This window comes from Microbacterium sp. SORGH_AS_0888 (assembly GCF_030818905.1).
In the GTDB taxonomy this organism is placed as follows: domain Bacteria; phylum Actinomycetota; class Actinomycetes; order Actinomycetales; family Microbacteriaceae; genus Microbacterium.
The window spans coordinates 514,251-541,002 of sequence record NZ_JAUTAZ010000001.1 but is presented as its reverse complement, the minus strand read 5'-3'; the positions used below and the strand labels follow the sequence as shown (position 1 = coordinate 541,002).

Sequence of the window (26,752 nt, the reverse complement as noted above, 5' to 3'; positions counted from 1 at the left end):
CGCGCGCCGGGATGGGCCCGGCTCTGTCAGGCGTGACCGGCGCGCTCCATCGCTCTGAGCTCCTTCTTGAGATCCTGCACCTCATCGCGCAGACGAGCCGCGAGCTCGAACTTGAGCTCGGCGGCGGCGGCGAGCATCTGCTCGGAGAGGTCGCCGATCGTCGCCTCCAGTTGTGCCGCCCCCTCGGCCGCGATGCCTTCGCGCCCCTTCGACGTGCTCAGGGAACGCGGCGTGGGAGCCTTGCCCTTGCCGGCACCGCTCTTCGCGAGGAGCGCCTTCGTATCGGCGCCCTCGCGGATCAACGCATCGGTGATGTCGGCGATCCGCTTTCGCAGCGGTTGCGGATCGATGCCGTGCTCGAGGTTGTAGGCGATCTGCCTCTCGCGGCGTCGCTCGGTCTCGTCGATCGCGCTCCGCATCGAATCCGTGATCTTGTCGGCGTACATGTGCACCTGGCCGGACACGTTGCGTGCGGCGCGGCCGATGGTCTGGATGAGCGAGGTGCCGCTGCGCAGGAACCCCTCCTTGTCGGCGTCGAGGATCGAGACGAGCGAGACCTCGGGAAGGTCGAGCCCCTCGCGGAGCAGGTTGATGCCGACGAGGACGTCGTACACCCCCGCACGGAGCTCCGTGAGCAGCTCGACACGGCGGAGGGTGTCGACATCCGAGTGCAGGTAGCGCACACGCACGCCGTGCTCGCCGAGGAAGTCGGTGAGCTCCTCGGCCATCTTCTTGGTGAGCGTCGTCACGAGCACGCGCTCGTCGCGTTCGACGCGGATCCGAATCTCTTCGAGCAGATCGTCGATCTGTCCCTTCGACGGCTTGACGACGATCTCGGGGTCCACGAGCCCGGTGGGACGGATGATCTGCTCGACGATGCCGTCGGCGATGCCCATCTCGTACCGCCCCGGCGTCGCCGACAGGTACACCGTCTGGCCGATGCGCTCCTTGAACTCGTCCCACCGGAGCGGCCGGTTGTCCATCGCGGACGGCAGCCGGAAGCCGTGCTCCACGAGCGTGCGCTTGCGAGACGCGTCGCCCTCGTACATCGCTCCGATCTGTGGGACGGTGACGTGCGACTCGTCGATAACCAGGAGGAAGTCGTCGGGGAAGAAGTCGAGCAGTGTGTGGGGAGGCTCCCCCGCGGAGCGGCCGTCGAGGTGCCGGGAGTAGTTCTCGATGCCGGAGCAGAACCCGAGCTGCTGGAGCATCTCGAGATCGAAGGTGGTGCGCATCCGCAGACGCTGTGCTTCGAGCAGCTTCCCCTGTCGTTCGAACTCGGCGAGCCGTTCCGCCAGCTCCGTCTCGATCGTGCCGATCGCCCGCTGCACGACATCCGTTCCCGCGACGTAGTGCGACGCCGGGAAGATCGGGACGGACTCCATCCGCCGGATGACCTCGCCCGTGAGCGGGTGCAGGATGTAGAGCGCCTCGATCTCGTCCCCGAAGAGCTCGATCCTGATCGCGTACTCCTCGTAGACCGGGATGATCTCGATCGTGTCCCCCCGGACGCGGAAGTTGCCGCGCGAGAAGTCGACGTCGTTGCGGTTGTACTGCATCGCGATGAACTGCCGGATGAGCGCGTCGCGGTCGTAGCGCTCCCCCACCTGCAGGGCGACCATGGCGCGCAGATACTCCTCCGGTGCGCCGAGACCATAGATGCACGACACCGTGGAGACGACCACGACATCGCGTCGGGAGAGCAGCGAGTTCGTGGTGGAGTGGCGCAGCCGCTCCACCTCGGCGTTGATGGAGCTGTCCTTCTCGATGAAGGTGTCCGTCTGGGGCACGTACGCCTCGGGCTGGTAGTAGTCGTAGTACGACACGAAGTACTCGACCGCGTTGTTCGGCATGAGGTCGCGGAACTCGTTCGCCAGCTGCGCCGCGAGCGTCTTGTTGTGCGCCAGCACGAGAGTCGGTCGCTGCACCTGCTCGATCAGCCACGCCGTCGTCGCCGATTTGCCGGTGCCGGTCGCTCCGAGGAGCACGACGTCGGTCTCACCGGCGTTGATGCGCGAGGCGAGCTCGGCGATCGCCTGTGGCTGGTCGCCGCTGGGCGAGTACTCGCTGACGACCTCGAAGGGCCGGACCGAACGTGTTGTCTGCACCCATCCAGAGTAGGACGGGGCACCGACATCGGGGCCGGGTCAGTCGCGCAGCCTCGACCAGAGGGCGTCCACCTGGGCGAGCGTGCGGTCGATCGTGCCCGCCGTGTCGATCACGTCGTCGGCCAGTGCCAGCCGGGTCTCGTCCGGTGCCTGCGCGTCGATGCGGGCGGCGGCCTCCGCCGGTGTGAGGCCGCGGAGCGCGATCAGACGCTGGGCACGGACGGCGGCCGGAGCATGGGCGACGACGATCCGGTCCCACTCCCCGCCGCCGCGTGCCTCCGCGAGCAGGGGCACGTCGTATACGACGACGGCATCGGGGTCGTCTGCGAACGCGGCGGCGAAGCGCCGCTGCGACTCGTCACGCACGGCTGGGTGCACGATGGCGTTGAGACGGCCACGGGCCTGCGCGTCTCCGAACACGACGGCGCCGAGCGCCGCACGGTCGAGGCTTCCGTCGGCTCGGATCATCTCGTCCCCGAATGCCGCGACGATCTCCTCGAGGACGGGCGAGCCCGGCTCCTGGACCTCGCGCACGAGGGCATCCGCGTCGACGACGACCGCGCCGAGCTCGGACAGCCGTCGCGCGATGGTCGACTTCCCGGAGGCGATCCCGCCGGTCAGGGCGATCAAAGGCATGCAACGAGCATGCCATGCGCTCACAGGTCGAGGTGACGGGCCGCGTTCGTGCCGCCGAAGGAGACCGAGGTGTCGGGGCTGACGGCGGCGAGTGCCGCGGCCTCGCGCGCCGTCGCCAGGAGCACCTCCACGTCGTAGCCGACCGTCTCGCTGAGGGCGACGCCCACTCCGACGACGGGGATCACCGCGCCCGTGATGCGCCCCAGCGAGTCGAAGAGCCCCCGGTAGATGGCGCCCGCCTGGCGGCGCGCATCGGGTGCGCTCGTCACGATCGTGGCGACGACGAGCGCCGCCTCGCCGTCCTCACCGACCACGGATGCCGACGGCGCGAACCGGCGCACGCCCTGCCGCCACGCGCCGGCCACCTGTCCCGCGACGTCGGCCCCGAAGGCGATGCCGATCTGACGGAGGTCCTCCAGGCGCACCACCGTGACGGAGACGATCTCGCGGCGCCACTCGGCGCGCTGCGACATGTCGTCGAGCGTGGCCTCGAACGTCTCCGCGACCAGGATCCCGTCGCTCGTCACGCCGGCACGCGACATCCATACGTACTCGCGGAGATCGGAGTGCGAGGCTCGGAGCACCGAGACGACGACGACCGCGACGATCGTGAGCACGACCGTCACGATGCTCGTCGCGTTGGTCCCGAAGTAGCGGGTGAACACCGCGCCCTCCGGGCCGACCGCGAGGAACGCCGCGATACGTCCGACGTAGAAGACGGCTTCCGCCCCGAGGACGATCCCGAGCGCCCAGCTCGAGCGGATGCGGCGCATCGGCTCGCGGAAGGTCTCGACGCAGGCGGCGGCCGAGAGCGCGAGGAGGGCGAAGGCCATGACCAGCCAGCCCGCCCAGTCGCCGGCCTGGGGTCCCGCGACGAGCACGGCGCCGCCGACGACGACCGCGGCGGCTCCCACGATGCAGCTCGGCACGAGCATCGGCCGCTGGTTGAAGCGCCGTGAGCCGAGCCACATGCAGCCCGTCGCGCTGACGAAGAGCGCGTTCCCCAGGGCGACCGCGACGAAGCCGCCGAGGCCGGCCGCCCACGCCATGTAGGCGATCGTGGTGGCGATGCCGCAGAGGAACGCGAGCGACCACACCCGGCCCGAGCCCTCGTCGCGTCGCAGCAGGGTCTCGACGATGAAGGCCGTTCCCGCGACGGTGCACACGATCGCCGTCATCAGCGACGTGCTGAACAGATCGAGCTCCACCTCATCCCTCCTGCACCGCGTCGAAGCCGCCGGTGACCGCGGCGGCGTCCGCGCTCACCGGGACGCGGACCATGAACATGGAGCCCGCGCCGGACGCGCTGTGGACGGTGATGTCCCCGCCGTGCGCGCGCACGATGTCACGGCTGATGGACAGTCCCAGCCCGGTGCCGTCGACCCCCGTCCTGGCGCGGAAGAAGCGCTCGAACAGCCGATCCTGATCCGCATCGGAGATGCCGATGCCGGTGTCGCGGATGAGAACCCAGCTCGACTCGCCGTCGGTCGTGGTGCCGAGCGTCACCTCGCCGCCGTCGCGGTTGTACTTGACGGCGTTGCTGACGAGGTTGTCGATCACCTGACGGATCCGCAGCGGGTCGACGTACGCCGGCGCGGTGTCGATCCCCTCCACGGAGATCGTGATGGCGCGCTCGTCCGCCCGCGCCCGCCAGGCCTCGGCCGCGGTGCGGACGATCACGGCGAGGTCCGTGTCCTCCGGTGAGACCGTCATGTCCATCGACAATCGCGACGAGCTGGAGGCGGCGAGGATGTCGGAGACGATCTCGAGGAGACGTTCGCCGTTCTTCGCCGCGACGTCGAGGTCCCGCCGCGCCTCGTCCGGCCGGTCGAGGTGGTCGACGGCGAGGTCGATGTAGCCCAGCACCGACGTCAGCGGTGTGCGCAGCTCGTGCGATACCGACGCGACCAGCTTGTCCCTCGCACGGAGCGCCGTCATCTCTGCCGTGACGTCGCGAGCGATGAGCACGCAGCCGCTGTCCCTGCCGTCGGTGTCACGCAGCCGCCGTGTCGTCATGCTGAGGGCCCAGCGGCGCTGGTCGGGGGCGCCGAACCAGACGATCTGGTTGTCGAAGACCTCGCCGCGGAGCGCGCGCAGAAGAGGACGCTCGTCGCTCGGCAGCGGCGTCGTCCCGTCGGCGAGGTAGGCGTCCTCGAGCGGCCTCGTCGCGTCGCCGAACCCCGGGATGAGGCGCTGGAAGCGACCGAGCGCCTCGTTCACGACGGAGATCGATCCGTCGGGGCCGATGCGGATGACGCCGAAGTCGACCGCGTCCAGCACTTCGCTCACGAGTTGCTCCTGTCGCTGCGCCCGGGCGAGTGCGCCCGTGAGCAGGATGGCCTGCTTGTCGAGGAGGGACTGCTGGGCGACGAAGCGACGGGTGCTGAAGAAGCTCGTCGTGCCGACGACGAGGATGACGACCGGGAGCAGCAGCGCGCCATACGTCCACAGCGTCTGGGTGCTGGTCGCCAGGAGCAGCCAGTACAGACCGATGATGAGAACCGCCTGGGCGATGAAACCCGCGAGCCCGACCGACGCGAGCCACATCGCGGGGAACACCCACAGCGTGGCGAACCCTCCCATCGGCTCGGCCCAGCGCATGAGCCCGATGGCGGCGATGTCCACGAGCGGCACGACCGTGAACCACGTGGCGGACAGCCGCGCCCAGGGAACGATGAGCATGGCGGCGCCGCCGGCGAAGATCATCATCGACCCGATGAGGAAGGCCGCACGTCCCACCGGGCCGCCGTTCGTGAGAGCCAGGGCCGCGACGCCCAGCACGATCGCGCACAGCACCAGCTGCGTGATCGTCGCCGCGCGGACACGTGTGCGGGTCGCGGGGTCCGTCCGTTCCGAGAAGGCGGCGTTCAGCGACCACGGCAAGGTACCTGAGCTCGAAGCGGAGCGTGCCCGCGCAGCATGCATACGGTGACGCTACCGTGCTCGTGCGCCGATGGGTCGTGATCGGAAGCCGCGAGTCACGCGGACTCTCTGAGCGTCGAGTCGGGTGCGAATCCCTGCGCCGGCGCGAACACGACGGAGGACTCCTCGCTCGCCACGGCCTCCGCCGACGCCGCGAGCGCGGCCGCGCACAGCACGGTCGCGTCGTATCCCACCGTCTGGCTGAGAGCGACGCCCACGCCCATGCCCGGGACGATGACGCCGCCCTCCCCGACGAAGGCCTGGACGACGCCGCGGTAGATGAGACCGGCTTGTCGCCTCGCGTCCGCGGGGCTCGCGCTCTGGGTGGCCACGAACATGGACGTCGGCACGTCGCCGTCGCCGACGAGCGCCAGCGGGGCGGCGAAGCGCCGCACGCTGTCGCGCAGCGAACGGGTGATCTCATGGACGACCTCGCTGCCGAACGCGATCCCGATGGCCGGCGAGTCCTCGACACGCACGGCGATGACGGCGACGACCTCCATTCGCTCGGTCGCGCGTCGCAGCACGTTCTCCAGATGTGCGCGGAACGCGGCGGGGGTCAGGACCTCGTCGTCCTCCGACATCGTCGCGACTCGCGCTCCGTCCGAGAGCTCCTCGCGCAGGATGAACGTGCAGATCATCATGACCAATCCCGCCGTCACGGCGACGAGAGCATAGGCAGTCGAACCGAACCATGCCAGGACGGGGTCGCTGGTCCCCCAGCCGGCGAGGATGAGCGTTCCGCAGGCCAGCGAGAACGCCGCCTGCACCGCGGCCGCTGCCGCGAAGGCCCAGGACGTGCGCGTCGTTCGCATCCGGCCCCGGAAAGCGTGGACGACGACGCCCACGAACATGCCGCCGAGCGCGAGGAACAGCCAGATCGAGCCGAAGTGCTGCGAGTCGACGGCTTCGTCCGCGACCGTGGCGGCACCCGTGAGGAGCGCGACGGCGCCGACCATGAACGCCGGCCCCTCGACCGCTGCGCCGTTGAATGCGCGGCAGCCGAGCAGGAAGCACCCCGCCGCGCCGACGGTCGCCGCGTTTCCCAGCCCAGCAGCCCACTCGACGTGCGACGCGGGTTCGGCCGCCACCACGTCGACGGAGCGCGCCACGGCCGCGACGAGCACCAAAAGATAGGCGAGCGCCCAGAGTCGCGCGCCCCCGCCGTCACGCCGCACGACCGAGCCGACGACGTACGTCAGAGCGGTGACGGTGACCACCGCCCCGGTGACGATCGAGACACTGCAGGGGTCGAGCACGATCACGGCATGTCCCACCCTCCGCGAGCACCCTCGTTCGAGACGGTCGCCCGACCGTCCATGCTCTCCGCGGTCGCGGGCAGGTCGACCGTGAACGTCGTGCCGATCCCGATCGTGCTGCGCACCGAGATGTCGCCGCCGTGGGCACGCACGAGCTCACGGCTGATGGCGAGGCCGAGTCCCGTTCCGCTTCTCGCGCTGTCGCCCGCGCGGAAGAACCGCTCGAACAGCCGGTCGAGGCTCTCATCGGAGAGGCCGATCCCGGTGTCCGACACCAGGAGCGAGGTCACGAGCCCGTCGGACTGCGTGCGCAGGGTCACGACCCCGCCGTCTCGGTTGTACTTCACCGCGTTGCTGAGCAGGTTGTCCACGACCTGCCGCATCCGGAGCGGGTCCGCGTAGGCAGGCGCTGCGGCCACCTGCCCGAGATCGATGTGTATCGCGCGCTCGGCCGCCGCGGGGCGCCACGACTCCCCCGCCGCGCGCACCAGATCGGCGAGATCGATGTCCTGCTGCGAGATCGTCATGTCGGCGCTCATCTCGGAGCGGCTCGACGCGGTCAGGATGTCGGACACGATCTCGAGCAGTCGCGAGGCGTTCCGTTCGGCCACGACCAGGTTCTCCCGGGCCGGACCCGGGATCCGCGGATCGTCGACGGCGAGCTCGAGGTAGCCGATGATCGAGGTCAAGGGCGTGCGGAGCTCGTGCGACACCGACGAGACGAGCGAGTCGCGTGCCCGCAGCGCGGTCAGCTCGCTCGTCACATCGCGGGACACGACGACGGCGCCGGTGTCGCTGCCGTCGGCAGCGAGAGTCCGGCGAGCGGTGATGCTCAACGCGCGGCGTCGGGCGCCCTGTGTCCCGAACCAGACGATCTGGTTGTCGAAGACCTCGCCGCGCGCGGCGCGGGCGAACGGGATCTGCTCGCGCGGCAGCGGCGTCACGCCGTCCGCGGCGAACACCCCGTGGCGATCGCCGCTGGAGAGGTCCGCGGTCCTGGCAGACCGCTGGAGGCGGGCGTGCGCCTCGTTCGTGATGGTCGTCGTGCCGTCGGCCGCGATCCTGATGACCCCGAAGTCAACCGTGTCGAGGACTTCCGCCAGCAGCTCCTCCTGCCGTTGCGCGCGTCGGAGGGTGCGCCCCATCGTGCGCGTCTGCCGTTCGAAGAGCAGCTGCTGCACCCCGATGCGGCGAGCCATCAGGATGCCGATCGTCGAGATGAGCACCAGCATCAGCGGCAGCACGAGCGTCGCGTAGGTGAACGGCTGTCCCGCGAGGGCGCTGGTCGTGAGGATCGCCCCCGGGAGGAGGAGGACGGCGAGCAGGTATCCGGTGAGTCCGAAGAAGACGGAGAGCCAGACCGCGGGGACGAACAGCAGGATGCCGAATCCGCCGGTCGGGTCGCTCAATCGCATGAGCGCGACGGCGAAGGTGTCCAGAAGCGGGACGGGCAGCAGCGCCCACGGCGAGATCCGGCTCCACGGCACGAGCGCCACGACGAAGCCCGCCGCCAACGTGAGCGTCGCACCGACGAAGAACGGGCCGAGATCACCGGCGAGCGGGAAGACCGAGACGAGCACGAGGAAGAGGACGACGAGCGCGCACAGGCTCGACTGGAGCGTCACCGCGATCCGTCCGCGCCCCACGACGAGGTACGCCGGCACGGCGAACAGCCGGGTGAGCCGGGCACGTGCGAGCAGTCGGCTGCGACCCGGGCCCGGCGACGGCGGGACCTCGGTGAAGCTCATAACGCCGACGTTATCGTCCCCCACGCTGTCGAAGGCGGTGAATCGTGGGGAGGTCCCCCGAAAGGGGGACAGTCTCGGTAGTCTCCGCCGCGAGATAGCCGGAGATGAGCGCCTGCTCCCGCGCATGACCCGGCAGCAGCACGGCGACGAGCGCCGCGCCGACCGCGATGGCGACGGCGCCGACGATGTACGCGCCCGCCGCCCCGGCGACGAGGCTCTCCTGTGCGGCGTGCAGGATCGCGTCGCGCTCCTGCGGGTACCGCTCGGCGACGCCGAGGGCGGACGCGAAGGACGCCTGCAGCGCGCGCACCACCTCGTCCGAGATCTCCGACGCCTTGCCCGACGCGGCGATGGCCTGCGAGAACGCGTGCGCGAACCCGGCGGTGAGGATCGCACCGAGCAGCGCCTGCATGATCGAGCCGCCCAGGTCTCGCTGCAGGTCGGATGTCGCGGATGCCATCCCCACGCGCCGCACCGGCGTCGCGTCCGTCAAAGAGCGCGACGCGGGAGTCATGGCGAAGGCCGCGCCGCCGCCGATGACGAAGAAGCCGACTCCGATGAGCCAGTAGGGCGTCTGTTCGCGCCAGAACAGCGTGGTGATGAATCCGGCGAGCACGACCAGGTAGCCGGTGAGCATGGTGAAGCGGGTGCCGCGGGCGACGAGGAGACGCGCCGAGACGGGGGCGACGAGCAGCAGTCCGAGCGCGGCGGGGACCACCGCGAGGCCCGCCTCGAGGGTGTCGTACCCCAGGACGTTCTGCAGGAACTGCTGCCCGATGAACATCGCTCCCATGAGGGAGCCGAACACGATCATGCCCGCGACGGCCGGAACCCAGAACAGGCGTCGGCCCGCGACGGCCAGGTCGTAGAGCGGATAGCGAGCGGTGCGCTGGCGCCAGACGAAGGCGATGACCAGGACGACGGCGGCACCGAGCGATACGAGACCCGGCACGAGCTGGTCCGGTGCCGCGAACACGCCGACGCCGAACACCAGGGCCGCGACGGCGATCGCCGACAGGGCGCCTCCGACATGGTCGACCGGATCGTTCGACTCCGCGACATGACTGGGAACGACGACGGCGACCAGCACGAGTCCCACCGCGGCCAGCGGCGCAGCGAGAAGGAAGGCGGAGCCCCACCAGAGGACCTCGAGCAGGAGGCCGGCCGCGACGGAGCCGGCTACCGTGGCCGTCGCGCTGACGCTGGACCAGAGGGCGATCGCCTTCGTCCGGGCCGGGCCCTGTGCCCACAGCGCGGTGATGAGGGAGAGGGTCGTCGGGTATGCCATGCCTGCGGCGACCCCAGTGAAGACGCGGGCGGCGATGAGCGCCTCGACCGAGGGGGCGAACGCGGAGGCGATGCTGGCGACGATGGTCAGCCCGAGCCCCAGCATCAGCAGCTGCTTGCGGCCGTAGCGGTCCGCGATCGCCCCCAGGTACAGCACCGACATCGCGAGTCCGAGCGAACAGCCCAGAGCGACGAGATTGAGGGTGGTCTGTCCGGCGCCGAACGCGTCGCCCACCTCGGGGAGGGCGATGTTGGCCGCCGCGAGGTTGATGTTGCAGACGAGTGCGGCGAGGACCAGTGCGCCGAGGACGAGCAGGGGGCGCCGCGGACCGTCGCTCACGGCGCCCCCTGCTCCGAACCGGTCATGCCCCCACCGTAACGGCGAGCGGGCCGGAACCCGAAGGTCCCGACCCGCTCACGATCAGACTGTTGCTCAGCGACCCGAGAGCTTCTCGCGCAGCGCCGCGAGAGCCTCGTCGTCGGCCAGCGTGCCGGCCGGCGACGACTCGCTCGAGTAGGTCGAGGCGCCGCCCACGGCTGCGTCCCCGATGCTCTGCGCCTCGGCCTCGAGGGCCTTGGCGACCTGCGCCTTGTGCGCCTCCCAGCGAGCCTGCGCGGCCGCGTACTCGGCCTCCCAGGCGATGCGCTGCTCGTCGAAGCCTTCCTTCCAGGCGTTGGTCTCCGGGTCGAAGCCCTCGGGGTACTTGTACTCCCCGTTCTCGTCGTACTCGGTGACCATGCCGTAGAGGGCCGGGTCGAACTCGGTGCCGTTGATGTCGACGGCCTCGTTGGCCTGCTTGAGGGACAGCGAGATGCGGCGACGCTCGAGATCGATGTCGATGACCTTGACGAAGACCTCTTCGCCCACCGACACGACCTGCTCGGCGAGCTCGACGTGCTTCCCGGACAGCTCCGAGATGTGCACGAGGCCCTCGATGCCGTCCGCGACACGCACGAAGGCACCGAACGGCACGAGCTTGGTGACCTTGCCCGGTGCGATCTGACCGATCGCGTGGGTACGGGCGAAGACCTGCCACGGGTCCTCCTGCGTCGCCTTGAGCGAGAGCGACACGCGCTCGCGGTCGAGGTCGACCTCGAGGATCTCGACGGTGACCTCCTGGCCCACCTCGACGACCTCGGAGGCGTGCTCGATGTGCTTCCAGGAGAGCTCGGAGACGTGCACGAGGCCGTCCACGCCGCCCAGGTCGACGAACGCGCCGAAGTTGACGATCGAGGAGACCGTGCCCTTGCGGACCTGGCCCTTGTGCAGGTTGTTGAGGAAGTTCGAGCGCGACTCGGACTGCGTCTGCTCGAGCAGGGCGCGGCGCGAGAGGACCACGTTGTTGCGGTTCTTGTCGAGCTCGAGGATCTTCGCCTCGATCTCCTGGCCGAGGTACGGCGTCAGGTCGCGGACGCGGCGGAGCTCGATGAGCGACGCCGGCAGGAAGCCGCGCAGGCCGATGTCGACGATCAGACCACCCTTGACGACCTCGATCACGGAGCCGGTGACGACACCGTCGTTCTCCTTGATCTTCTCGACGTCGCCCCACGCGCGCTCGTACTGAGCCCGCTTCTTGGAGAGGATGAGGCGCCCTTCCTTGTCCTCCTTCTGGAGAACCAGGGCCTCGACCTCGTCGCCGACCTTGACGACCTCGTTCGGGTCGACGTCGTGCTTGATGGAAAGCTCACGCGAGGGGATGACGCCCTCGGTCTTGTAGCCGACGTCGAGGAGGACCTCGTCGCGGTCGATCTTCACCACGGTGCCTTCGATGAGGTCGCCGTCGTTGAAGAACTTCAGAGTCTTCTCGACCGCGGCCAGGAAATCCTCAGCAGATCCGATGTCGTTGATGGCGACCTGCTTGGTGGCCGGGGCGGTCGTTGCGGTAGTCATGTAGTGGGTTGTCCTTGTTGGGTTGGATGTTCGGGCCTCGACACGCACGGGCGTCTGCGTTTCCAGAGAAGCGCACGCGACGATCGAGGCGAAGGCGGATCGTTCATACGGCGTCACAGTCGGCGAACCTCGGAAGGCCTACCACAAGAGTGACATTCCATGCTATCAGAGCGGGGCCGTCCTCCGAGGGCGGATTTCGACCCCATCGCCCGGCGCTCGGGGGATGATGGTGACATGACCAACGACACCGGAGACATCACGACGCGTCCGGGAGCCGAGACCGCGGTCCTGGCCGGCGGCTGCTTCTGGGGCATGCAGGAGCTCATCCGCGCACAGCCGGGCGTGCTCAGCACCCGCGTGGGCTACACCGGCGGGCAGAACGCTCACGCCACCTACCGCAACCACCCCGGGCATGCGGAGGCGGTCGAGATCGTGTTCGACCCGACGCGGACGACCTATCGAGACATCCTCGCGTTCTTCTTCCAGATCCACGATCCGTCGACGCGCGACCGTCAGGGCAATGACATCGGCACGAGCTATCGCTCCGCCATCTTCCCGCTCTCCCCGGAGCAGGAGCGTGTCGCTCGCGAGACGATCGCGGATGTCGACGCGTCCGGGCTGTGGCCGGGGCCGGCGGTGACGCAGATCGAGGCCGCCGGGCCGTTCTGGGAGGCCGAGCCCGAGCATCAGGACTATCTCCAGCGGATCCCGAACGGCTACACCTGTCACTTCCCGCGCGCGGGATGGGTGCTGCCGCGGCGGGAAGAGGCTGCAGGTCCCGCGTCTTGACGCGGGCCGCGCCGACCGAGAGGATGGCGGAGTCCGATCCGACACGTCGTCGGGCCGTCCCGAGGCCTGGCGAACAATGACGAGGAGACCTGTGCGCGTCCGTCTGATCCTGCTCGCCCTTGTGGGCGCGGCAGCGGCGACCGCGGTGGTCGGTGCCGTGCTCACCACGATGCCGCGACCAGCGGCGACAGGCGAGGCGTCGGCGATCGAGGAGACCGCGGCACATCTGCCCGGCGTCGCGCTCGATGACCAGGAAGCGACCGTGAAGCGGTTCCTCGGCTACGAGAACGCGCCGGTGCCGAGCGAGCCGCCTGTCGCGCCCTGGGTGCCGCGATCCGGCGGCTCCGATCACACCTCCTCGGACGCGCCCGAGTCCGGGTCGGACGGGCGCGGCACGTCGGAGCCGGCGCAGCAGGTCCCCCCGCCTTCGACCCCCACGCCGTCGCCGGATCCGACCTCGCCGAGTCCGACCCCTTCGCCGACGCCGTCGCCGGAGCCCACCGACGGGAACGGGGCGTCCCCCGCGCCCGGCGGCTCCGAGAGCACTCCCCCGAGTGTGATCCCGGCGCCGCCCGCTCCGTCGGAGGACCGTCCGTCCGGCGCCGACGATATCCATTCGGTGGAATGATTTCTTCGCGCGCTTCGTTGTGACGGGCATGCAACGATTCGGAACTCTGTCCTTCGGTCACTACGGCCCCCTCGGCGGGGGCCGGGTCCTCACGGCGGGCGACTCGATGCACCAGGCGATCGACCTGGCGCAGGGCATGGACGAGTTGGGTGCGAACGGGATCTACTTCCGCGTTCACCACTTCGCGCGGCAGCAGTCGTCGCCCATGCCGCTGCTGGCGGCGATCGCGGCTCGCACGTCACGCATCGAGATGGGCACCGGCGTCATCGACATGCGGTACGAGAACCCGCTGTACCTCGCCGAGGAAGCCGCGGCGGTCGACCTCATCAGCGACGGCCGGCTCGCCCTCGGCGTGAGCCGCGGGTCACCCGAGTCCGTCGTGCGCGGCTATGAGGTGTTCGGCTACACCGGATCGGGCGATCCGCGCGGCGCCGATATCGCCCGCGACCACTTCGAGCTGTTCCTCCGTGCGATCGACGGTGAACCGCTCGCGCAGCGCGACCCGCAGAGTCCTTTCGGAGGCGGCACCGGCGGGCAGCAGATCGAGCCGCAGTCGCCCGGCCTGCGCTCGCGCGTGTGGTGGGGCGCCGGCACCCGGCAGACCGCCGAATGGGCGGGCCGGACGGGCGTGAACCTCATGTCGTCGACGTTGCTCACCGAGGCCACCGGCGAGGCCTTCGATCTCCTCCAGGCAGAGCAGATCGATGCGTTCCGCGCCGCATGGCGTGACGCCGGGCACCCGGGCACGCCGCGGGTTTCCGTGAGCCGGAGCGTCTTCCCGATCACGACGTCGGAGGACGCGATGTACTTCGGTCGCAGCCAGGAGGAGGGCGGCATCGGATACATCGATGGCGGCCGGGCCACCTTCGGCAAGACCTACGCGGCGGAGCCGGACGTGCTGGTCGAACAGCTGTTGCAGGACGCGGCGATCGCCTCCGCCGACACGCTCATGCTCACGATCCCGAGCCAGCTGGGGGTCGCGTTCAACCTGCGGGTGGTCGAGTCGTTCGCGAAGTACGTCGCCCCCTCGCTGGGTTGGAAGCCGAACTGGGAAGCTCCGGTGCAGGGAGACGCGATCTAAGCTCATACAGCTCCGGCGAACACGACGGATAGCATCAACCGGTGTTTGAACGCCAGGTGATCGCTCCAGACGTAGAGCTGCGTATCCTCCTAGTGGAGGATGCGATAAAGCTGACAGAGGCCTATCAGCGCAATCGGGAGCACCTCGCTCCATGGGAACCTACTCGCCCAGCGGAGTTCTTCACGGAGCGTTTTCAACGGGAAGACATCGAACGCCGACTCATTGCCACGAGATCCGACGAGGGCTTCCCTCTCGTGCTTGTGAGCGGCAACGAGATTATCGGCCGCTTCAATCTCGCGGGAATCACTCGGGGTCCCTTCCAGAGCGCAGGTCTCGGCTATTGGGTCGACAGGAATCACCTGGGCAGAGGCCTCGCAGGTGCGACTGTTCGTGCAATCGTGGAGGAAGCGCGCGACAAGCTCGGTCTGCACCGCATAGAGGCCAGCACTTTGGTGCACAACGCCGCCTCCCAGCGGGTGCTCCTCAAAAACGGCTTCCATCAGATCGGAATGGCACCTCAGTACCTACAGATCGCCGGAGAGTGGCAGGACCACAATCTCTATCAGCGCATTCTGCACGAGTAGGCCCGAGCATGCCGTTCCGAGCCGGCTGGGGGTCGCGTTCGACCTGCGGGTGGTCGAGTCGTTCGCGACGTGCGTCGCCCGCTCGCTGGGTCGGGCGCCGAACAATGTGACGGCTTCCGTCCGACGCGTCATCGGACTCATGCGGATCGGGCGGGGCGCACGCCGGCAGGGATGACGTGCACCAGCCGGAACCCCTCGCACACCACAGGCAGTTTGACGTCGAATCCACGCGGACTGCGGGAGTGCGTCCGCCAGAAGCGTTCGTGAGCCTCCCGCCGGTGCGTCAGTGAGCGGTCTCCTTCGCCTTCCGCGCGAGCGTGCGCCTCCGTCACCTCATCGAAAGGAACGACGGCGACGGAGAGGGTCTGAATGATGGCGCGCGGCGCGCCGCGGCCATCGAGCACGATGCTGTGGTCGCCTTCGGCGGGCAACGCCTCTCCCTCGGCCTCGTAGTCCCACAGCGATGACGCCGTTGCCGTGCCGGTCGCCGAGGACCAGCTCGAGGAGCAGGTCAGCCTGTTCTTCACCGGCACCGAACGCCCACGCGGCGGGAACCGACTCGGGAAGCCCGTCGACCGCCGCGCGGCAGGAGGCCCAGAAGGACACGATCGATTCGTCGACGCTCATCGCGACACGATATCCGGACGAGCCGGCCCGCCACGCGGCGGCATCGCGGGACGGGCGACGGCGGCTTCTTCGCGCGTCGTCGTGCTCGCTGGGAGAATGGGCGGATGCCCCCGCGGAAAGAGCCGATCATGCCCGTTCTGAGCATCCGTCCCTCGGTCGGAGCTGAGGAGTATCCGGCGCTGGCCGGGATCTGGCGCCGGGCGGTGGATGCGACGCACGACTTCCTTGCGGAAGAGGATCGGGACGAGATCGAAGCCAGACTGCAGTCCGACTACTTTCCGGCAGTCGTGCTCTCCGTCGCGGAGCGTGGTGGTCGACCAGTGGGATTCTCGGGCGTGCTCGACGGGGCTCTGGAGATGCTCTTCGTCGATGCGACGCAACGCAACGGCGGAATCGGCAGCGCGCTTCTCATCCATGCGATCAGGGAACACGGCGTCACCCAGGTCGATGTCAACGAGCAGAACGTCACGGCCGCAGGCTTCTACGCTCGCTATGGATTCGAGGTCGTCGCTCGCAGCGAGACCGACGAGGCCGGTCGGCCGTATCCATTGCTCCATCTGAGGCTCAGTGCGCCGCCTTCACGAGCTGAAGCCGCCCACTGGTGGTCGCGCCTCGGGATCGTCGCGACGACGCCGACGCCGTACGCGCGCGAGGTGCGCGGAGGATCCGCGGACACGTGAGACGAGCAGTGACTCCGTCGAGGGGCAGCGCATCCGCCCCCCCGGCGTAGCCTCCCGTCCGAACCGCGCGAGCGCCCATAGGGTGAATCGGGAGAAGGAGCCGCCTTGACCGCACTGACGACCCTCGACGCCGATCGCGCGGCCGCCCTGTCGGCCTGCGCCACGAGCGGACGCGTCGACGACGCCTTCCGCCGGCGATTCGATGCCCAGTTCCCCCGCTTGCACGAGCTGTTCTCGCAGCTGTACGGCGAGCGTGCGGACGGACAGGAGCAGCTCGCCCGCGACGGTGGCCGCCGCATCCCGCTCGTGGAACGCGCGCCCCCTCGACCTCAAGGTTCACGATGCCCAGCGCGAGGCGCGACCGGACTGGTTCCAGTCCGAGCGGATGCTCGGTGGCGTCTGCTACGTCGACCGGTACGCCGGGGACGTCGCCGGCCTCCGGGAGCAGATCCCCTACTTGCGTGACCTCGGGCTCACGTACCTGCACCTCATGCCCCTGTTCGACGCGCCGGACGGCGAGAACGACGGCGGTTACGCCGTGTCGAGCTATCGCCGCGTGCGCCCCGAGCTGGGGACGATGGAGGAGCTGTCGGAGCTCGCGGCCGAGCTGCGGCTCGCCGGCATCTCCCCCGTCGTCGACTTCATCTTCAACCACACGAGCAACGAGCACGAGTGGGCGCGAAAGGCGGTCTCCGGCGATCCGGACTTCGCCGACTTCTACCTGATCTTCCCCGACCGTGAGATGCCGGACGCCTACGAGCGAACGACGCGCGAGATCTTCCCCGACGATCATCGCGGCTCGTTCGTGCAGCTGCCCGACGGACGCTGGATCTGGTCGACGTTCTACCATTACCAGTGGGATCTCAACTATGCGAACCCCGCGGTCTTCCGCGCCATGGCGGGCGAGATGCTCTTCCTCGCCAACCAGGGCATCGAGGTGCTGCGCATGGATGCCGTCGCCTTCGTCTGGAAGCGGCTCGGCACCTCCTGCGAGTCGCTGCCGGAGGCGCATCTGCTGTTGCGGGCGTTCCACGCCGTGCTCGCCATGGCCGCTCCCGGCATGCTGTTCAAATCGGAGGCCATCGTCCATCCGGACGAGGTCGTCAGCTACATCTCGCCGGAGGAGTGCGAGCTCTCCTACAACCCCCTGCAGATGGCCCTGACCTGGGAGGCGCTCGCGACGCGCGACGGTCGGCTGCTGCAGCAAGCCCTCGATCGCCGACACGCGCTCCCGGCGGGAACGGCCTGGGTGAACTACGTCCGCTCGCACGACGACATCGGCTGGACCTTCGCCGACGAGGATGCCGCGGAGCTGGGGATCGACGGCTACGCGCATCGCCGGTTCCTCAACAGCTTCTACACCGGACGCCACGAGGGCAGCTTCGCCCGAGGGGTGGCGTTCCAGGAGAATCCCGACACGGGTGACGCGCGTGTGACGGGCACGACCGCGTCGCTCGCGGGGATCGAGTCGGGCTCAGCGGCGGGCGAGGAACGCGTGATCCTGGCCTACGCGCTCGCGCTCTCGACCGGCGGCATCCCGCTGCTCTACCTCGGCGACGAGGTGGCGCAGCTCAACGACTACTCCTATGTCGATGACGAGGCCCGGCGCGACGACAGCAGATGGGTCCACCGCGGTGAGCGCGACGTCGCCCGCTACGCCGATCGTGACGATCCGGGCACGGTGGCGGGTCGCGTGCACTCACGGCTGCGCGCCCTCATCGCCGCGCGTCAGGAGGCGCCGGAGCTCGCGGGCAACGTGCTGCTCCCGTTCCACACCCCCCACGACGCGGTCGTCGGTTTCCAGCGGCCCGGAGAGGCATCGCGCGTGCTCGTGCTGGCGAACGTGGGCGAGTCCGCCGTGACGATCGACCCGCTCACGCTCTCGGGATTCGAGAGCGTCGCCTGGGACCTCATCGAGCGTGAGGAAAGCGACCTGAGCGGCGGGCTCGCTCTGCCACCGCTCGGCACCGTCTGGCTGCGGGTGACTCCGCGCGCTTGACATCGCGTCCATGACCTCCTAGGTTCATTACTCAAGTAGTGAACCTAGGAGGTGTCGATGCTCGACGACGGCCGGCCGATCTTCGTGCAGATCGCGGAGAGCATCGCCGACGGCATCCTCGCGGGCACGTATGCGGAAGGCACGCAGGTGCCCTCGACGAACGAGCTCTCGGCGTTCCACCGCATCAATCCGGCCACGGTCGGCAAGGGGCTCGGGCTGCTGGTCGACCGCGACATCCTCCACAAGCGGCGCGGACTCGGGATGTTCGTCAGCGACGGGGCGCGCCAGCGGTTGCGCGACGAGCGCACAGCCTCCTTCCGCGCCGACTTCGTCGTTCCGCTGCTGACAGAGGCGCGCTCCCTCGGACTCGAGCTCGCCGACATCCACCGCATCATCGATCAGGAAGGGGAACGATCATGACCGAGCCCGCCGTCCGCCTCTCCGGGGTGACCCGCCGCTTCGGCACCGTGTCCGGCCTCGAGGACGTCACCCTCGACCTCCACGCCCACGCCATCACCGGCCTGCTCGGCCGCAACGGCGCCGGCAAGACCACGCTGATGTCGCTCATCGCCGGTCAAGACCGGCCGACGACGGGCACGGTGGAGGTCCTGGGACACGACCCGTTCGAGCATGCCGTGACGATGTCGGCCATCAGCTTCGTGCGTGACAACCAGCGCTATCCCGACGACTTCACCCTCCGGCAGGTGCTCGAGGTCGCGCCGCACTTCCACCCCGGCTGGAGCGCCGAGACCGCGGATGCCCTCGTCGCCGGCTTCCGGCTGCCCCGCAAGACCGCCATCAAGAAGCTCTCCCGCGGCCAGCTCTCGTCGGTCGGCATCACGCTGGGGCTCGCGTCGCGGGCCCCCCTCACGATCTTCGACGAGCCGTACCTCGGACTGGATGCGACCGCGCGAACCTTCTTCTACGACACTCTGATGCAGGACTTCCTGGACCATCCCCGCACGATCCTCGTCTCGACGCACCTGATCGACGAGATGGAGCCGCTGCTCGAGCACGTCGTGATCCTCGACGGCGGTCGGGTCGTGCGCACGGCCCCCGCCGACGAGCTCCGCGGGAGCGCCGTGACGGTCAGCGGTCCGACGGACGCCGTCACCGCCTTCGCGGCGGGCCGTCGCATCCTGCAGCGCCGCGTCGTCGGCGCGCTCAGCTCGATCGTCCTCGAGACCGCGGACGACCCCGCACTCCGGACCGATGCCGCGCGAGCCGGGATCCAGATCACGCCGGCCACGCTGCAAGACCTCGTCGCCGCCTACGGCGTCGCCACCGAGAACCTCGAAGGGACACTGTCATGACCACGCAGACGCTGGAGCGCACCACCCACGCGACGGCTCGCGACGTCGTGCGCCTGCACTTCGCGCAGCGCGTCATGCTGCTGGCCACCCCGCCGGCGATCATGGGCATCGCCTTCGTCGTCACGGCGATCGTCTGCGTGATCCTGTGGCGCATGGGATCTGTGCCCGGCAGTGCCGAGTGGGCCGCGAACAGCCGGAACAACCCGGCCGTGGTGTGGTCGCTCCCCGGCTTCTTCGGCTGGATCGGCGTGCAGACGGTCTCGCTGACCTTTCCGCTCGCGCTCTCGCTGGGCAGCACTCGCCGCACGTTCGTCACCGGCACGATCCTCACGCACATCGCGATCTCGCTCTACGTCGCGGTCATGATGCTCGTCCTCCTGGGGCTCGAGCTCGCGACCGACCACTGGTTCGTCGGCGTCTACGTGACGGATGTCTACCTGCTCGGTGACGGTGACCCGTTCCGCCTCGCGCTCACGACCTTCCTCGGCACGCTCCTCGTGCTCTCCGTCGGCGGCGCGATGGCCGCGTCCTGGGTGCGCGTGGGCGCACGGGGACCCCTGGCCCTCGCCGCGGGCGCGATCATCGTGCTCGGACTCGTGGTGATCGCACTCGTGCCGCTCCTGCCGCACTTCCGGTTGTGGTGGCTGGTCGTCGCAGCCGTCGTCATGATCGCGATCGCGCTCGTCGGCCAGTACACGTTCCTCCGCCGCGCGACGGTGCGTTGAACGGGCGCCGCCGCGCGGGCATGGCCAGGGCCCTCCGAAGCGGCACGGCCGCCGCGCCCGTGCGGGACGGACGTCGCCCGAGCCCGATTCGCGTACGCTGAGGCGGTGACCCGGATCATCTCGGGCCGCGCCGGCGGCATCCGACTCGACGTCCCCGCACGCGGCACCCGTCCCACGAGCGACCGGGTGCGGGAGTCCATGTTCGGGGCACTCGAGTCTGCGGACGCGATCGATGGGGCGCGCGTGCTCGACCTCTACGCCGGCTCGGGCGCGCTCGGCCTCGAGGCGCTGAGCCGCGGGGCTGCGTCCGCGGACCTCGTGGAGCGGTCCGCCGACGCGGCCCGGGTCGCCGAGCGCAACGCCGCACGCCTCGCCTCGTCGCTGGGCACCCGAGCGCGCGTCCATCGCGGCGCCGTGCAGGCCTTCCTCGCACGCGCGACTCCGGGCGAATACGACCTGGTGTTCACCGATCCGCCCTACGATCTTGCGGACGCCGACATGCTCGCCGACCTGGCGCTGCTCCGGCCGGCGCTGAGCATCGATGCGCTCGTGGTCGTGGAGCGCGCCCGGCGCTCTCTCGAGCCGGCGTGGGAGGATGCCGCGCTCGAACCCGTGCGGGAGCGCGTCTACGGAGACACGATCGTGTGGTGGGCTCAGCCCCTCACAGCGTCCCAGTCCGAGTAGGGGTCCCAGCCGCCGCGTCCGCGGTACGGCCTGCCATCGACGATCACCGCGTCCGCGCCGCGCACGCGGACGGCGCCGATCCGCCGGAAGCCCACCGGCAGCACCGCCCCGGGTGCGAACGTCGCGAGCAGGCCGTGGTCCTCGCCGCCCGCGAGTGCGACATCCGGATCTGGCCCCAGCGCTTCCGTCTCCAGCGAGAGGGTGACGGCGGAGGCGTCGGCCAGACGCGTGGCGTCGAGCACGAGGCCGTCGGAGACGTCCATCATGGCGGTCGCCCCTGCGGCGGCTGCGCGCGGCCCCGCGTCGATGGGCGGATGCGGCCGGAGCTGTCGGGCGACATCCGCCCGCTCGGCCTCCGTGAGCGTGGTGAGATCGATCGGGACCGGCGTCCCCGCCGCGTCCCGGAAGCGGTCGAAGAGCAGCCGGAGCCCGCGGGCGGCGGGGCCCGCCTCCCCCGCGAGCGCGACCGTGTCCCCGATGCGGGCTCCGGAGCGGCGAACGGCGGGACGGTCGAGCGCCCCGAGCGCCGTGACCGCGATCGTGAGGGTGTCGGATGCGGTGAGATCGCCCCCCTCGACGGCGCACATCGGCGCGAGGGCCGCACACGCATCGCGCAGGCCCTCGGCGAGGTCGGCCACGAAGCCGAGCGGTGTGTCATCGGGCATCGCGAGCGCGACGAGGAGAGCGACGGGGCGCGCGCCCATCGCGGCGACGTCCGCAAGGTTGACCGCCGCCGCCTTCCAGCCGAGATCGCGGCCGCTGGACCAGGCGAGCCGGAAGTCCGGCCCGTGGACCAGCGTGTCGGTCGTCGCGACGAGACGATCCGTGGGCAGAGCGATCACCGCCGCGTCGTCACCCGGCCCCACCTCCGCTCGGCTCGGGCCGACGCCCGCCAGGACGATTCGGAGGACCTCGGCCTCACCGGCCTCGCCCACGGTTCGCTCCTGCACTCCCCTACGCTATCCCGGCCCGTGCGCCTTCCCGTCGTCGCCGCGCAGCCGGTCGACGGGGCATGTGACGGATCGGGCCGCGGCGCGGGTTAGCCTGAAGGGGTGTCCCGCTCGCGTGTCGGCGTCTTCGCCGTGCTCCTCACCGCCGCGGTCGCGGTGACCGGCTGTTCCACCACGGTGTCCCTCCCCACGCCCACGGATGCGAACGATCCGCTGTGCGCGCAGGTCACCGCCTACCTGCCGGGGACTCTCGACGGTCAGCCCCGCCGGTGGACGGATGCGCAGGCCACGGGTGCGTGGGGCGACGGCGAGACGACGATCATCGTCTCCTGCGGCGTCGCCGTGCCGGCGGCATCCGAGCTGCCCTGCCAGACGGTCGACGGGATCGACTGGCTGATCGACGACAGCGAGGCCCCGCACTATCGGTTCACCACCTTCGGGCGGACCCCGGCCGTCGAGGTGTACGTCGACTACGACAAGGTCTCGGCGTTCAGCGCGCTCGACGCGCTGTCATCGCTCGTGAGCAAGCTGCCGAAGGACGGCGAGTGCACGGCGCGACCGGGAGCCACCCCCGGGCCGACCGCCTGACTCAGCGCGTCGCGAGCGCCGTGTCGATGAGCTCCGACACCAGCTGGGGATAGGTCATCCCGGAGGCGATCCAGCACTTCGGGAACATCGAGATCGGCGTGAAGCCGGGCATCGTGTTGACCTCGTTGACGTAGAACCGGGTTCCGGTGAAGAAGAAGTCGACGCGCGCGAGACCTTCGCCGCCGAGCGCCTCGAACGCGCGCGCCGCGATCCGCTGCATCTCGGCGAGCTCGCCGTCGCCCAGCTCCGCCGGGCACACGAGCTCCACACCGGGTGCATCCAGGTACTTCGCCTCGAAGTCGTAGAACCGGCGTCCCGTGATGACGATCTCTCCGGCGACGCTCACGCGCGGCGGTGCGCCCGCGTGGCCCGGCAGCACGCCGCACTCGACCTCGCGCCCCGTGACCGCCTGCTCGACCAGCACCGAGGAGTCCTCGGCGAACGCCACCTCCAGCGCCGCGTCGAGCTCGGCGAGGTCGTCCACCCTGGAGACGCCGACGCTCGAGCCGGCACGGGCGGGCTTCACGAAGACCGGCAGCCCGAGGGCACGGACGCGGCGCTCCCAGAGGTCGCGGTCACGCTCGAGCGCGTCGCGCGTCAGGGTGACCCACGGCACCACGGGCACGTCCGCGGCCTTCAGGACGCTCTTGGTCGCGTGCTTGTCCATGCCGATCGCGGACATGAGCACGCCGGCGCCGACGTAGGGAAGCCCGAGCAGCTCGAGCATCCCCTGGATCGTGCCGTCCTCGCCGAAGCGCCCATGGAGGATGGGGAACACGACGTCGACATCGCCGAGCGACCGCTCGCCCGACGCATCGCGCACACGCAGCTCACGCGTCACCGCCGACTCGGGCCAGAGCACGCGTGTGCCGTTGTCGACGACCTCCGGGAGACGGTGCGGGTCGAGCGTGAACTTCGCCGGGTCGTCCTCCTCCAGGACGAACGCGCCGTCGCGGGTGATGCCGACCGGGATCACCCGGAAGCGGTCACGGTCGATGGCCCTCAGCACCCCGCCCGCCGTGGCGGAGCTGATCGAGTGCTCGCTGGAGCGCCCGCCGAAGAGCACCACCACTGCCGGCTTGTCCATGCTGTGTCCTCTCCCCCTGGGGGGTGTCGTCATCGGTCGTCAGGTGCGGCGCGATCTCGCGGGGGTCCATCGTGCCGTCGAGCACCCGCTTGACCTGTTCCACGATCGGCATCTCGATGCCGGCGGTGCGCGCGAGCTGCAGGATCGGGCCCACCGAGGCGAGTCCCTCGGCCGTCTGCTGCATGTTGTCCACGACGTCCTGGAAGCTGTATCCCTGACCGAGCAGACGCCCCGCCGTGTTGTTGCGGCTGAGCGGCGACTGACACGTCGCGATCAGATCGCCGAGGCCCGCCAGACCCTGCAACGTCTCGGGCTGCGCGCCGTTGGCGACCGCGAAATCGGTCATCTCGACCAGCCCACGCGTGATGATGGACGCCTTCGTGTTCTCGCCGTAGCCGACGCCGTCGACGATGCCGATCGCGACGGCGATGAGGTTCTTGAGCACGCCGCCGAACTCGGTGCCGATGACATCCGTGTTCACGAAGCTGCGGAAGTAGTGGTTGCGCGCGCGCCGGGCCACGGCCTCGGCGGTCTCGAGGCTCGTCGACGCGATGACGGCGGCCGTCGGCTGCTCCTGCGCGATCTCCAGCGCGAGGTTGGGGCCCGAGGCGACGGCGATACGCGCCGGATCGCACCGCAGCTCCTGCTCGATGACCTCGCTCATCCGCATCCCGGTGCGCTTCTCGACGCCCTTCATGAGCGACACGATGGGCGCGTCGCCGCGATCGACGAGCGCACGGAGACCCTTGAGGTTCTGGCGCAGCGCCTGGCTCGGGATCGAGAGGTAGATCTGCTCGGCACCGTCCACCGCGGCCGCGAGCTCCGCGGTCGCCGTCATCGACCGCGGGAGGTTGATGCCGGGCAGATACCTGCTGTTGCGGCGGCCCGTGCGGATCTCGGTCGCGAGCTCCGGACGCCGGGCCCACATCGTGACCTGGGCACCGCCGTCGGCGAGGATCTTCCCGAAGGTCGTGCCCCAGCTGCCGGCGCCGAGCACCGCGACGCGAGGCGCCGCGCTCTCAGTTCTCCGGCTCAAGTCGGCCCGTCTCCCTCTGCCCGTGATCGTTCGGGTTCCAGCGCGTCGCGGGCGCCGGCTCGTTGCGGATGCCCGCGAGGAGCTCCGCGATCTCGTCCATCAGCTGCGCCGTGACGCGAGACTGCTCCGTCGTCTGGTTCGGGTGCTCACGCGCCTGCTCGTCGATGACGAGCGCGGGGCCGAAGGCGAAGGTGACGCGCTTGCGCAGGGGCCACAGACGCAGCTTCCCGTATCGCGGCATGATCTCCTGCACGCCCCAGTGCGCCGCCGGGATCAGCGGGATGTCGCCGGCCATCGCGAGCCGCGCGGCACCGGTCTTGCCGCGCATGGGCCACATATCGGGGTCGCGGGTGAGGGTCCCCTCCGGGTAGACCGTGATCCCCGCGCCGCGTTCCACGAGGTGCCGAGCGGTGTCGAGGGTGTGCTTCGCGGCGACCGAGGACGCGGCGCGCGGCACCGGCACCATTCCGGTCACGCGCAGCGCCCAGCCCACGACGGGGATGCGGAACAGGCTCTCCTTGGCCATGAAGCGCGGTGCGCGGCCGAGCCGCCACAGGGCCACGCAGACCACGAGCGGATCGAACTCGCTGTAGTGGTTCGGTGCGAGGACGTAGGGCCCCTCCTCGGGAAGGTTCTCCTCGCCCTGGATCTCGATCTTTGCCAGCAGCCCGACGAGCGGGAGGACGATGCCCGCGAGCGCGCGGAAGACCGTGATGCCGGACTTCTCCGGATCGACGCGGCGACGCCGTGCGCGGGCCATCAGCCGATGACGTCGAAGTCGGCGCCGAGCGCCGACAGCTTGTCGAGGAAGTCCGCGTAGCCGCGGCGGATGATGCCGATGTTGCGGACGACGGACTCGCCCTCGGCGGTCAGAGCCGCGATGACGTGGCTGTATCCGCCTCGCAGGTCGGGAACCGTGATGTCGGCGCCGTGGAGCGGGGTGGGCCCGTCGATGACCGCCGCCTGCTCGAGCGAACGACGCGGGACGCGACGCGGGCCCTCCTGCAGACCGTTCGGGTACACGCTGATCTGCGCGCCCATCTTGACGAGCGCCTGGGTGAAGCCGAATCGGTTCTCATAGACCGTCTCGTGCACGACCGAGCGTCCGTGGGCCTGCGTGAGGGCGACGATGAGCGGCTGCTGCCAGTCGGTCATGAAGCCGGGGTGCACATCCGTCTCGACCGTGACGCCGCGCAGCTCGCCGCCGCGTCGGAACAGGATCCCGTCCTCGCGGATGTCGAAGTCGCCGCCGACCTTGCGCACGACGTTGAGGAACGTGAGCATCTCCTGCTGCTTCGCGCCGCCGACGAAGATCTCGCCGTCCGTCGCGAGGGCCGCGGCGGCCCAGCTGGCGGCCTCGTTGCGGTCGAAGATCGCGCGGTGGTCGTAGCCGCGGAGGCTGTCGACCCCCTCGATGAGGATGACGCGGTTGGGCTCGTACGAGATGATCGCGCCCATCTTCTGCAGCACCGCGATGAGGTCCATGATCTCAGGCTCGATCGCGGCGTTGCGCAGCTCGGTGGTGCCGGCGGCACGGACCGCGGTGAGCAGGACCTGCTCCGTCGCACCCACGCTCGGGTAGGGCAGGTGGATGTTGGCACCGTGCAGGCCGCGGGGGGCGGAGAGGCGGATGCCGCTCGGCTGCTTCTCGACGACCGCGCCGAACTTGCGCAGCGCGTCGAGGTGGAAGTCGATCGGGCGGTCGCCGATGCGGCAGCCGCCGAGGTCGGGGATGAACGCCTGCCCCAGCCGATGCAGGAGGGGCCCGCAGAACAGGATGGGGATGCGGGAGGCGCCCGCGTGCGCATCGATCTCCTCGAAGTGCGCCGATTCGACGTCCTGCGGGTCGAGCCGCAGCGAACCCCGCTCGGGCCCCTCGTCCACGCGCACGCCGTGCACTTCCAGCAGCGAGCGCACGACCGCCACGTCGCTGATGTCGGGGACATCGCGCAGCACGCTCGGCTCCTCGCCGAGGAGCGCGGCGACCATCGCCTTCGTGACGAGGTTCTTCGCGCCCTTCACCTCAACGGTTCCCGAGAGCGGCTGGCCGCCCCGGATCGAGAGGATCTCCCCCTCCTGCTTCGCGCCGTTCGTGCTGATCGTCTCGCCGAGGAGTGTCATAGGGAGTGC

The 26,752-nt window shown here is 69.9% G+C and carries 24 protein-coding genes and 1 pseudogene; 11 read left to right on the top strand and 14 right to left on the bottom strand.

Going from position 1 to position 26,752, the window contains the following annotated elements; translation table 11 throughout:
• Positions 1 to 26: 26 nt before the first annotated feature.
• From uvrB to rpsA, 8 genes are all read right to left on the bottom strand, one after another.
• Complete coding sequence (gene uvrB / locus QE381_RS02620) at positions 27 to 2,108, bottom strand: excinuclease ABC subunit UvrB (RefSeq protein ID WP_307215246.1); 2,082 nt, start codon at positions 2,106 to 2,108, stop codon at positions 27 to 29.
• Between the two features lie 39 nt (positions 2,109 to 2,147).
• On the bottom strand, positions 2,148 to 2,744 hold the full coding sequence (gene coaE / locus QE381_RS02615; RefSeq protein WP_307215245.1) for a dephospho-CoA kinase: 597 nt from the start codon (positions 2,742 to 2,744) through the stop codon (positions 2,148 to 2,150).
• Positions 2,745 to 2,764: 20 nt separating this feature from the next.
• Positions 2,765 to 3,952, bottom strand: coding sequence for a hypothetical protein (locus tag QE381_RS02610; RefSeq protein WP_307215243.1), 1,188 nt, complete (start codon positions 3,950 to 3,952; stop codon positions 2,765 to 2,767).
• Position 3,953: 1 nt separating this feature from the next.
• Complete coding sequence (locus QE381_RS02605; RefSeq protein WP_307215241.1) at positions 3,954 to 5,627, bottom strand: cell wall metabolism sensor histidine kinase WalK; 1,674 nt, start codon at positions 5,625 to 5,627, stop codon at positions 3,954 to 3,956.
• A gap of 95 nt (positions 5,628 to 5,722) precedes the next feature.
• Complete coding sequence (locus QE381_RS02600; protein WP_307215239.1) at positions 5,723 to 6,943, bottom strand: hypothetical protein; 1,221 nt, start codon at positions 6,941 to 6,943, stop codon at positions 5,723 to 5,725.
• A complete protein-coding gene (locus QE381_RS02595; RefSeq protein WP_307215238.1) occupies positions 6,928 to 8,673 on the bottom strand; it encodes a cell wall metabolism sensor histidine kinase WalK in 1,746 nt (581 codons plus the stop codon). Before QE381_RS02595 ends, QE381_RS02600 begins: the two co-directional genes overlap by 16 nt.
• Positions 8,674 to 8,683: 10 nt before the next feature.
• Positions 8,684 to 10,300, bottom strand: a complete 1,617-nt coding sequence (locus QE381_RS02590) for an MFS transporter (RefSeq protein ID WP_307215236.1) — start codon at positions 10,298 to 10,300, stop codon at positions 8,684 to 8,686.
• Between the two features lie 93 nt (positions 10,301 to 10,393).
• On the bottom strand, positions 10,394 to 11,851 hold the full coding sequence (rpsA, locus tag QE381_RS02585; protein WP_307215234.1) for a 30S ribosomal protein S1: 1,458 nt from the start codon (positions 11,849 to 11,851) through the stop codon (positions 10,394 to 10,396).
• A 234-nt stretch (positions 11,852 to 12,085) separates the two neighbouring features.
• Here rpsA and msrA point away from each other — a divergent pair, with 234 nt between their 5' ends.
• From msrA to QE381_RS02565, 4 genes are all read left to right on the top strand, one after another.
• Positions 12,086 to 12,640 (top strand): peptide-methionine (S)-S-oxide reductase MsrA, encoded by a 555-nt coding sequence (msrA, locus tag QE381_RS02580; protein WP_307215232.1) that lies wholly within the window; start codon positions 12,086 to 12,088, stop codon positions 12,638 to 12,640.
• 91 nt (positions 12,641 to 12,731) lie between these two features.
• Positions 12,732 to 13,268, top strand: coding sequence for a hypothetical protein (locus QE381_RS02575; RefSeq protein WP_307215230.1), 537 nt, complete (start codon positions 12,732 to 12,734; stop codon positions 13,266 to 13,268).
• A gap of 28 nt (positions 13,269 to 13,296) precedes the next feature.
• Positions 13,297 to 14,349 carry an LLM class flavin-dependent oxidoreductase gene (locus QE381_RS02570; RefSeq protein WP_307215229.1) on the top strand — a complete coding sequence of 351 codons (1,053 nt, stop codon included), beginning with the start codon at positions 13,297 to 13,299 and terminating at the stop codon, positions 14,347 to 14,349.
• A 41-nt stretch (positions 14,350 to 14,390) separates the two neighbouring features.
• A complete protein-coding gene (locus QE381_RS02565) occupies positions 14,391 to 14,933 on the top strand; it encodes a GNAT family N-acetyltransferase (RefSeq protein ID WP_307215227.1) in 543 nt (180 codons plus the stop codon).
• A 137-nt stretch (positions 14,934 to 15,070) separates the two neighbouring features.
• Here QE381_RS02565 and QE381_RS02560 read toward each other — a convergent pair whose 3' ends face one another.
• A complete protein-coding gene (locus QE381_RS02560; protein ID WP_307215225.1) occupies positions 15,071 to 15,466 on the bottom strand; it encodes an ASCH domain-containing protein in 396 nt (131 codons plus the stop codon).
• Between the two features lie 198 nt (positions 15,467 to 15,664).
• Here QE381_RS02560 and QE381_RS02555 point away from each other — a divergent pair, with 198 nt between their 5' ends.
• The 6 genes and pseudogenes from QE381_RS02555 to rsmD all read left to right on the top strand — a co-directional run bounded on the left by QE381_RS02555 (position 15,665) and on the right by rsmD (position 20,961).
• On the top strand, positions 15,665 to 16,240 hold the full coding sequence (locus QE381_RS02555) for an acetyltransferase (protein ID WP_307215223.1): 576 nt from the start codon (positions 15,665 to 15,667) through the stop codon (positions 16,238 to 16,240).
• 105 nt (positions 16,241 to 16,345) lie between these two features.
• Positions 16,346 to 18,239: pseudogene (locus tag QE381_RS02550) on the top strand (amylosucrase).
• Positions 18,240 to 18,296: 57 nt separating this feature from the next.
• A complete protein-coding gene (locus QE381_RS02545; RefSeq protein WP_307215221.1) occupies positions 18,297 to 18,659 on the top strand; it encodes a GntR family transcriptional regulator in 363 nt (120 codons plus the stop codon).
• Positions 18,656 to 19,552, top strand: a complete 897-nt coding sequence (locus QE381_RS02540) for an ABC transporter ATP-binding protein (protein ID WP_307215219.1) — start codon at positions 18,656 to 18,658, stop codon at positions 19,550 to 19,552. Before QE381_RS02545 ends, QE381_RS02540 begins: the two co-directional genes overlap by 4 nt.
• Positions 19,549 to 20,277: a hypothetical protein gene (locus tag QE381_RS02535; protein ID WP_307215217.1), complete on the top strand. Its 729-nt coding sequence runs from the start codon at positions 19,549 to 19,551 to the stop codon at positions 20,275 to 20,277. The genes QE381_RS02540 and QE381_RS02535 overlap by 4 nt, the downstream gene beginning before the upstream one ends.
• Before the next feature lie 105 nt (positions 20,278 to 20,382).
• Positions 20,383 to 20,961 carry a 16S rRNA (guanine(966)-N(2))-methyltransferase RsmD gene (gene rsmD, locus QE381_RS02530; RefSeq protein ID WP_307215215.1) on the top strand — a complete coding sequence of 193 codons (579 nt, stop codon included), beginning with the start codon at positions 20,383 to 20,385 and terminating at the stop codon, positions 20,959 to 20,961.
• Here rsmD and thiL read toward each other — a convergent pair.
• Entirely contained in the window at positions 20,931 to 21,911 is a 981-nt protein-coding gene (gene thiL / locus QE381_RS02525; RefSeq protein ID WP_307215213.1) for a thiamine-phosphate kinase, read from the bottom strand. The genes rsmD and thiL overlap by 31 nt on opposite strands.
• A 102-nt stretch (positions 21,912 to 22,013) precedes the next feature.
• Here thiL and QE381_RS02520 point away from each other — a divergent pair, with 102 nt between their 5' ends.
• Complete coding sequence (locus tag QE381_RS02520) at positions 22,014 to 22,499, top strand: DUF3515 family protein (protein ID WP_307215211.1); 486 nt, start codon at positions 22,014 to 22,016, stop codon at positions 22,497 to 22,499.
• A 1-nt stretch (position 22,500) separates the two neighbouring features.
• Here the strand turns inward: QE381_RS02520 and QE381_RS02515 are convergent, their stop codons facing one another.
• From QE381_RS02515 to murA, 4 genes are read right to left on the bottom strand one after another with little or no spacing between them, the layout of a single operon-like run.
• Positions 22,501 to 23,586 carry a D-alanine--D-alanine ligase family protein gene (locus tag QE381_RS02515; RefSeq protein ID WP_307215209.1) on the bottom strand — a complete coding sequence of 362 codons (1,086 nt, stop codon included), beginning with the start codon at positions 23,584 to 23,586 and terminating at the stop codon, positions 22,501 to 22,503.
• Positions 23,486 to 24,622, bottom strand: a complete 1,137-nt coding sequence (locus tag QE381_RS02510; RefSeq protein WP_307215207.1) for an NAD(P)H-dependent glycerol-3-phosphate dehydrogenase — start codon at positions 24,620 to 24,622, stop codon at positions 23,486 to 23,488. The genes QE381_RS02515 and QE381_RS02510 overlap by 101 nt, the downstream gene beginning before the upstream one ends.
• Complete coding sequence (locus QE381_RS02505) at positions 24,606 to 25,382, bottom strand: 1-acyl-sn-glycerol-3-phosphate acyltransferase (protein ID WP_307215205.1); 777 nt, start codon at positions 25,380 to 25,382, stop codon at positions 24,606 to 24,608. The genes QE381_RS02510 and QE381_RS02505 overlap by 17 nt, the downstream gene beginning before the upstream one ends.
• The gene (murA, locus tag QE381_RS02500) at positions 25,382 to 26,743 is read right to left on the bottom strand and encodes a UDP-N-acetylglucosamine 1-carboxyvinyltransferase (RefSeq protein ID WP_307215203.1); all 1,362 of its coding nucleotides are present in this window, start codon (positions 26,741 to 26,743) and stop codon (positions 25,382 to 25,384) included. The genes QE381_RS02505 and murA overlap by 1 nt, the downstream gene beginning before the upstream one ends.
• Positions 26,744 to 26,752 lie beyond the last annotated feature (9 nt).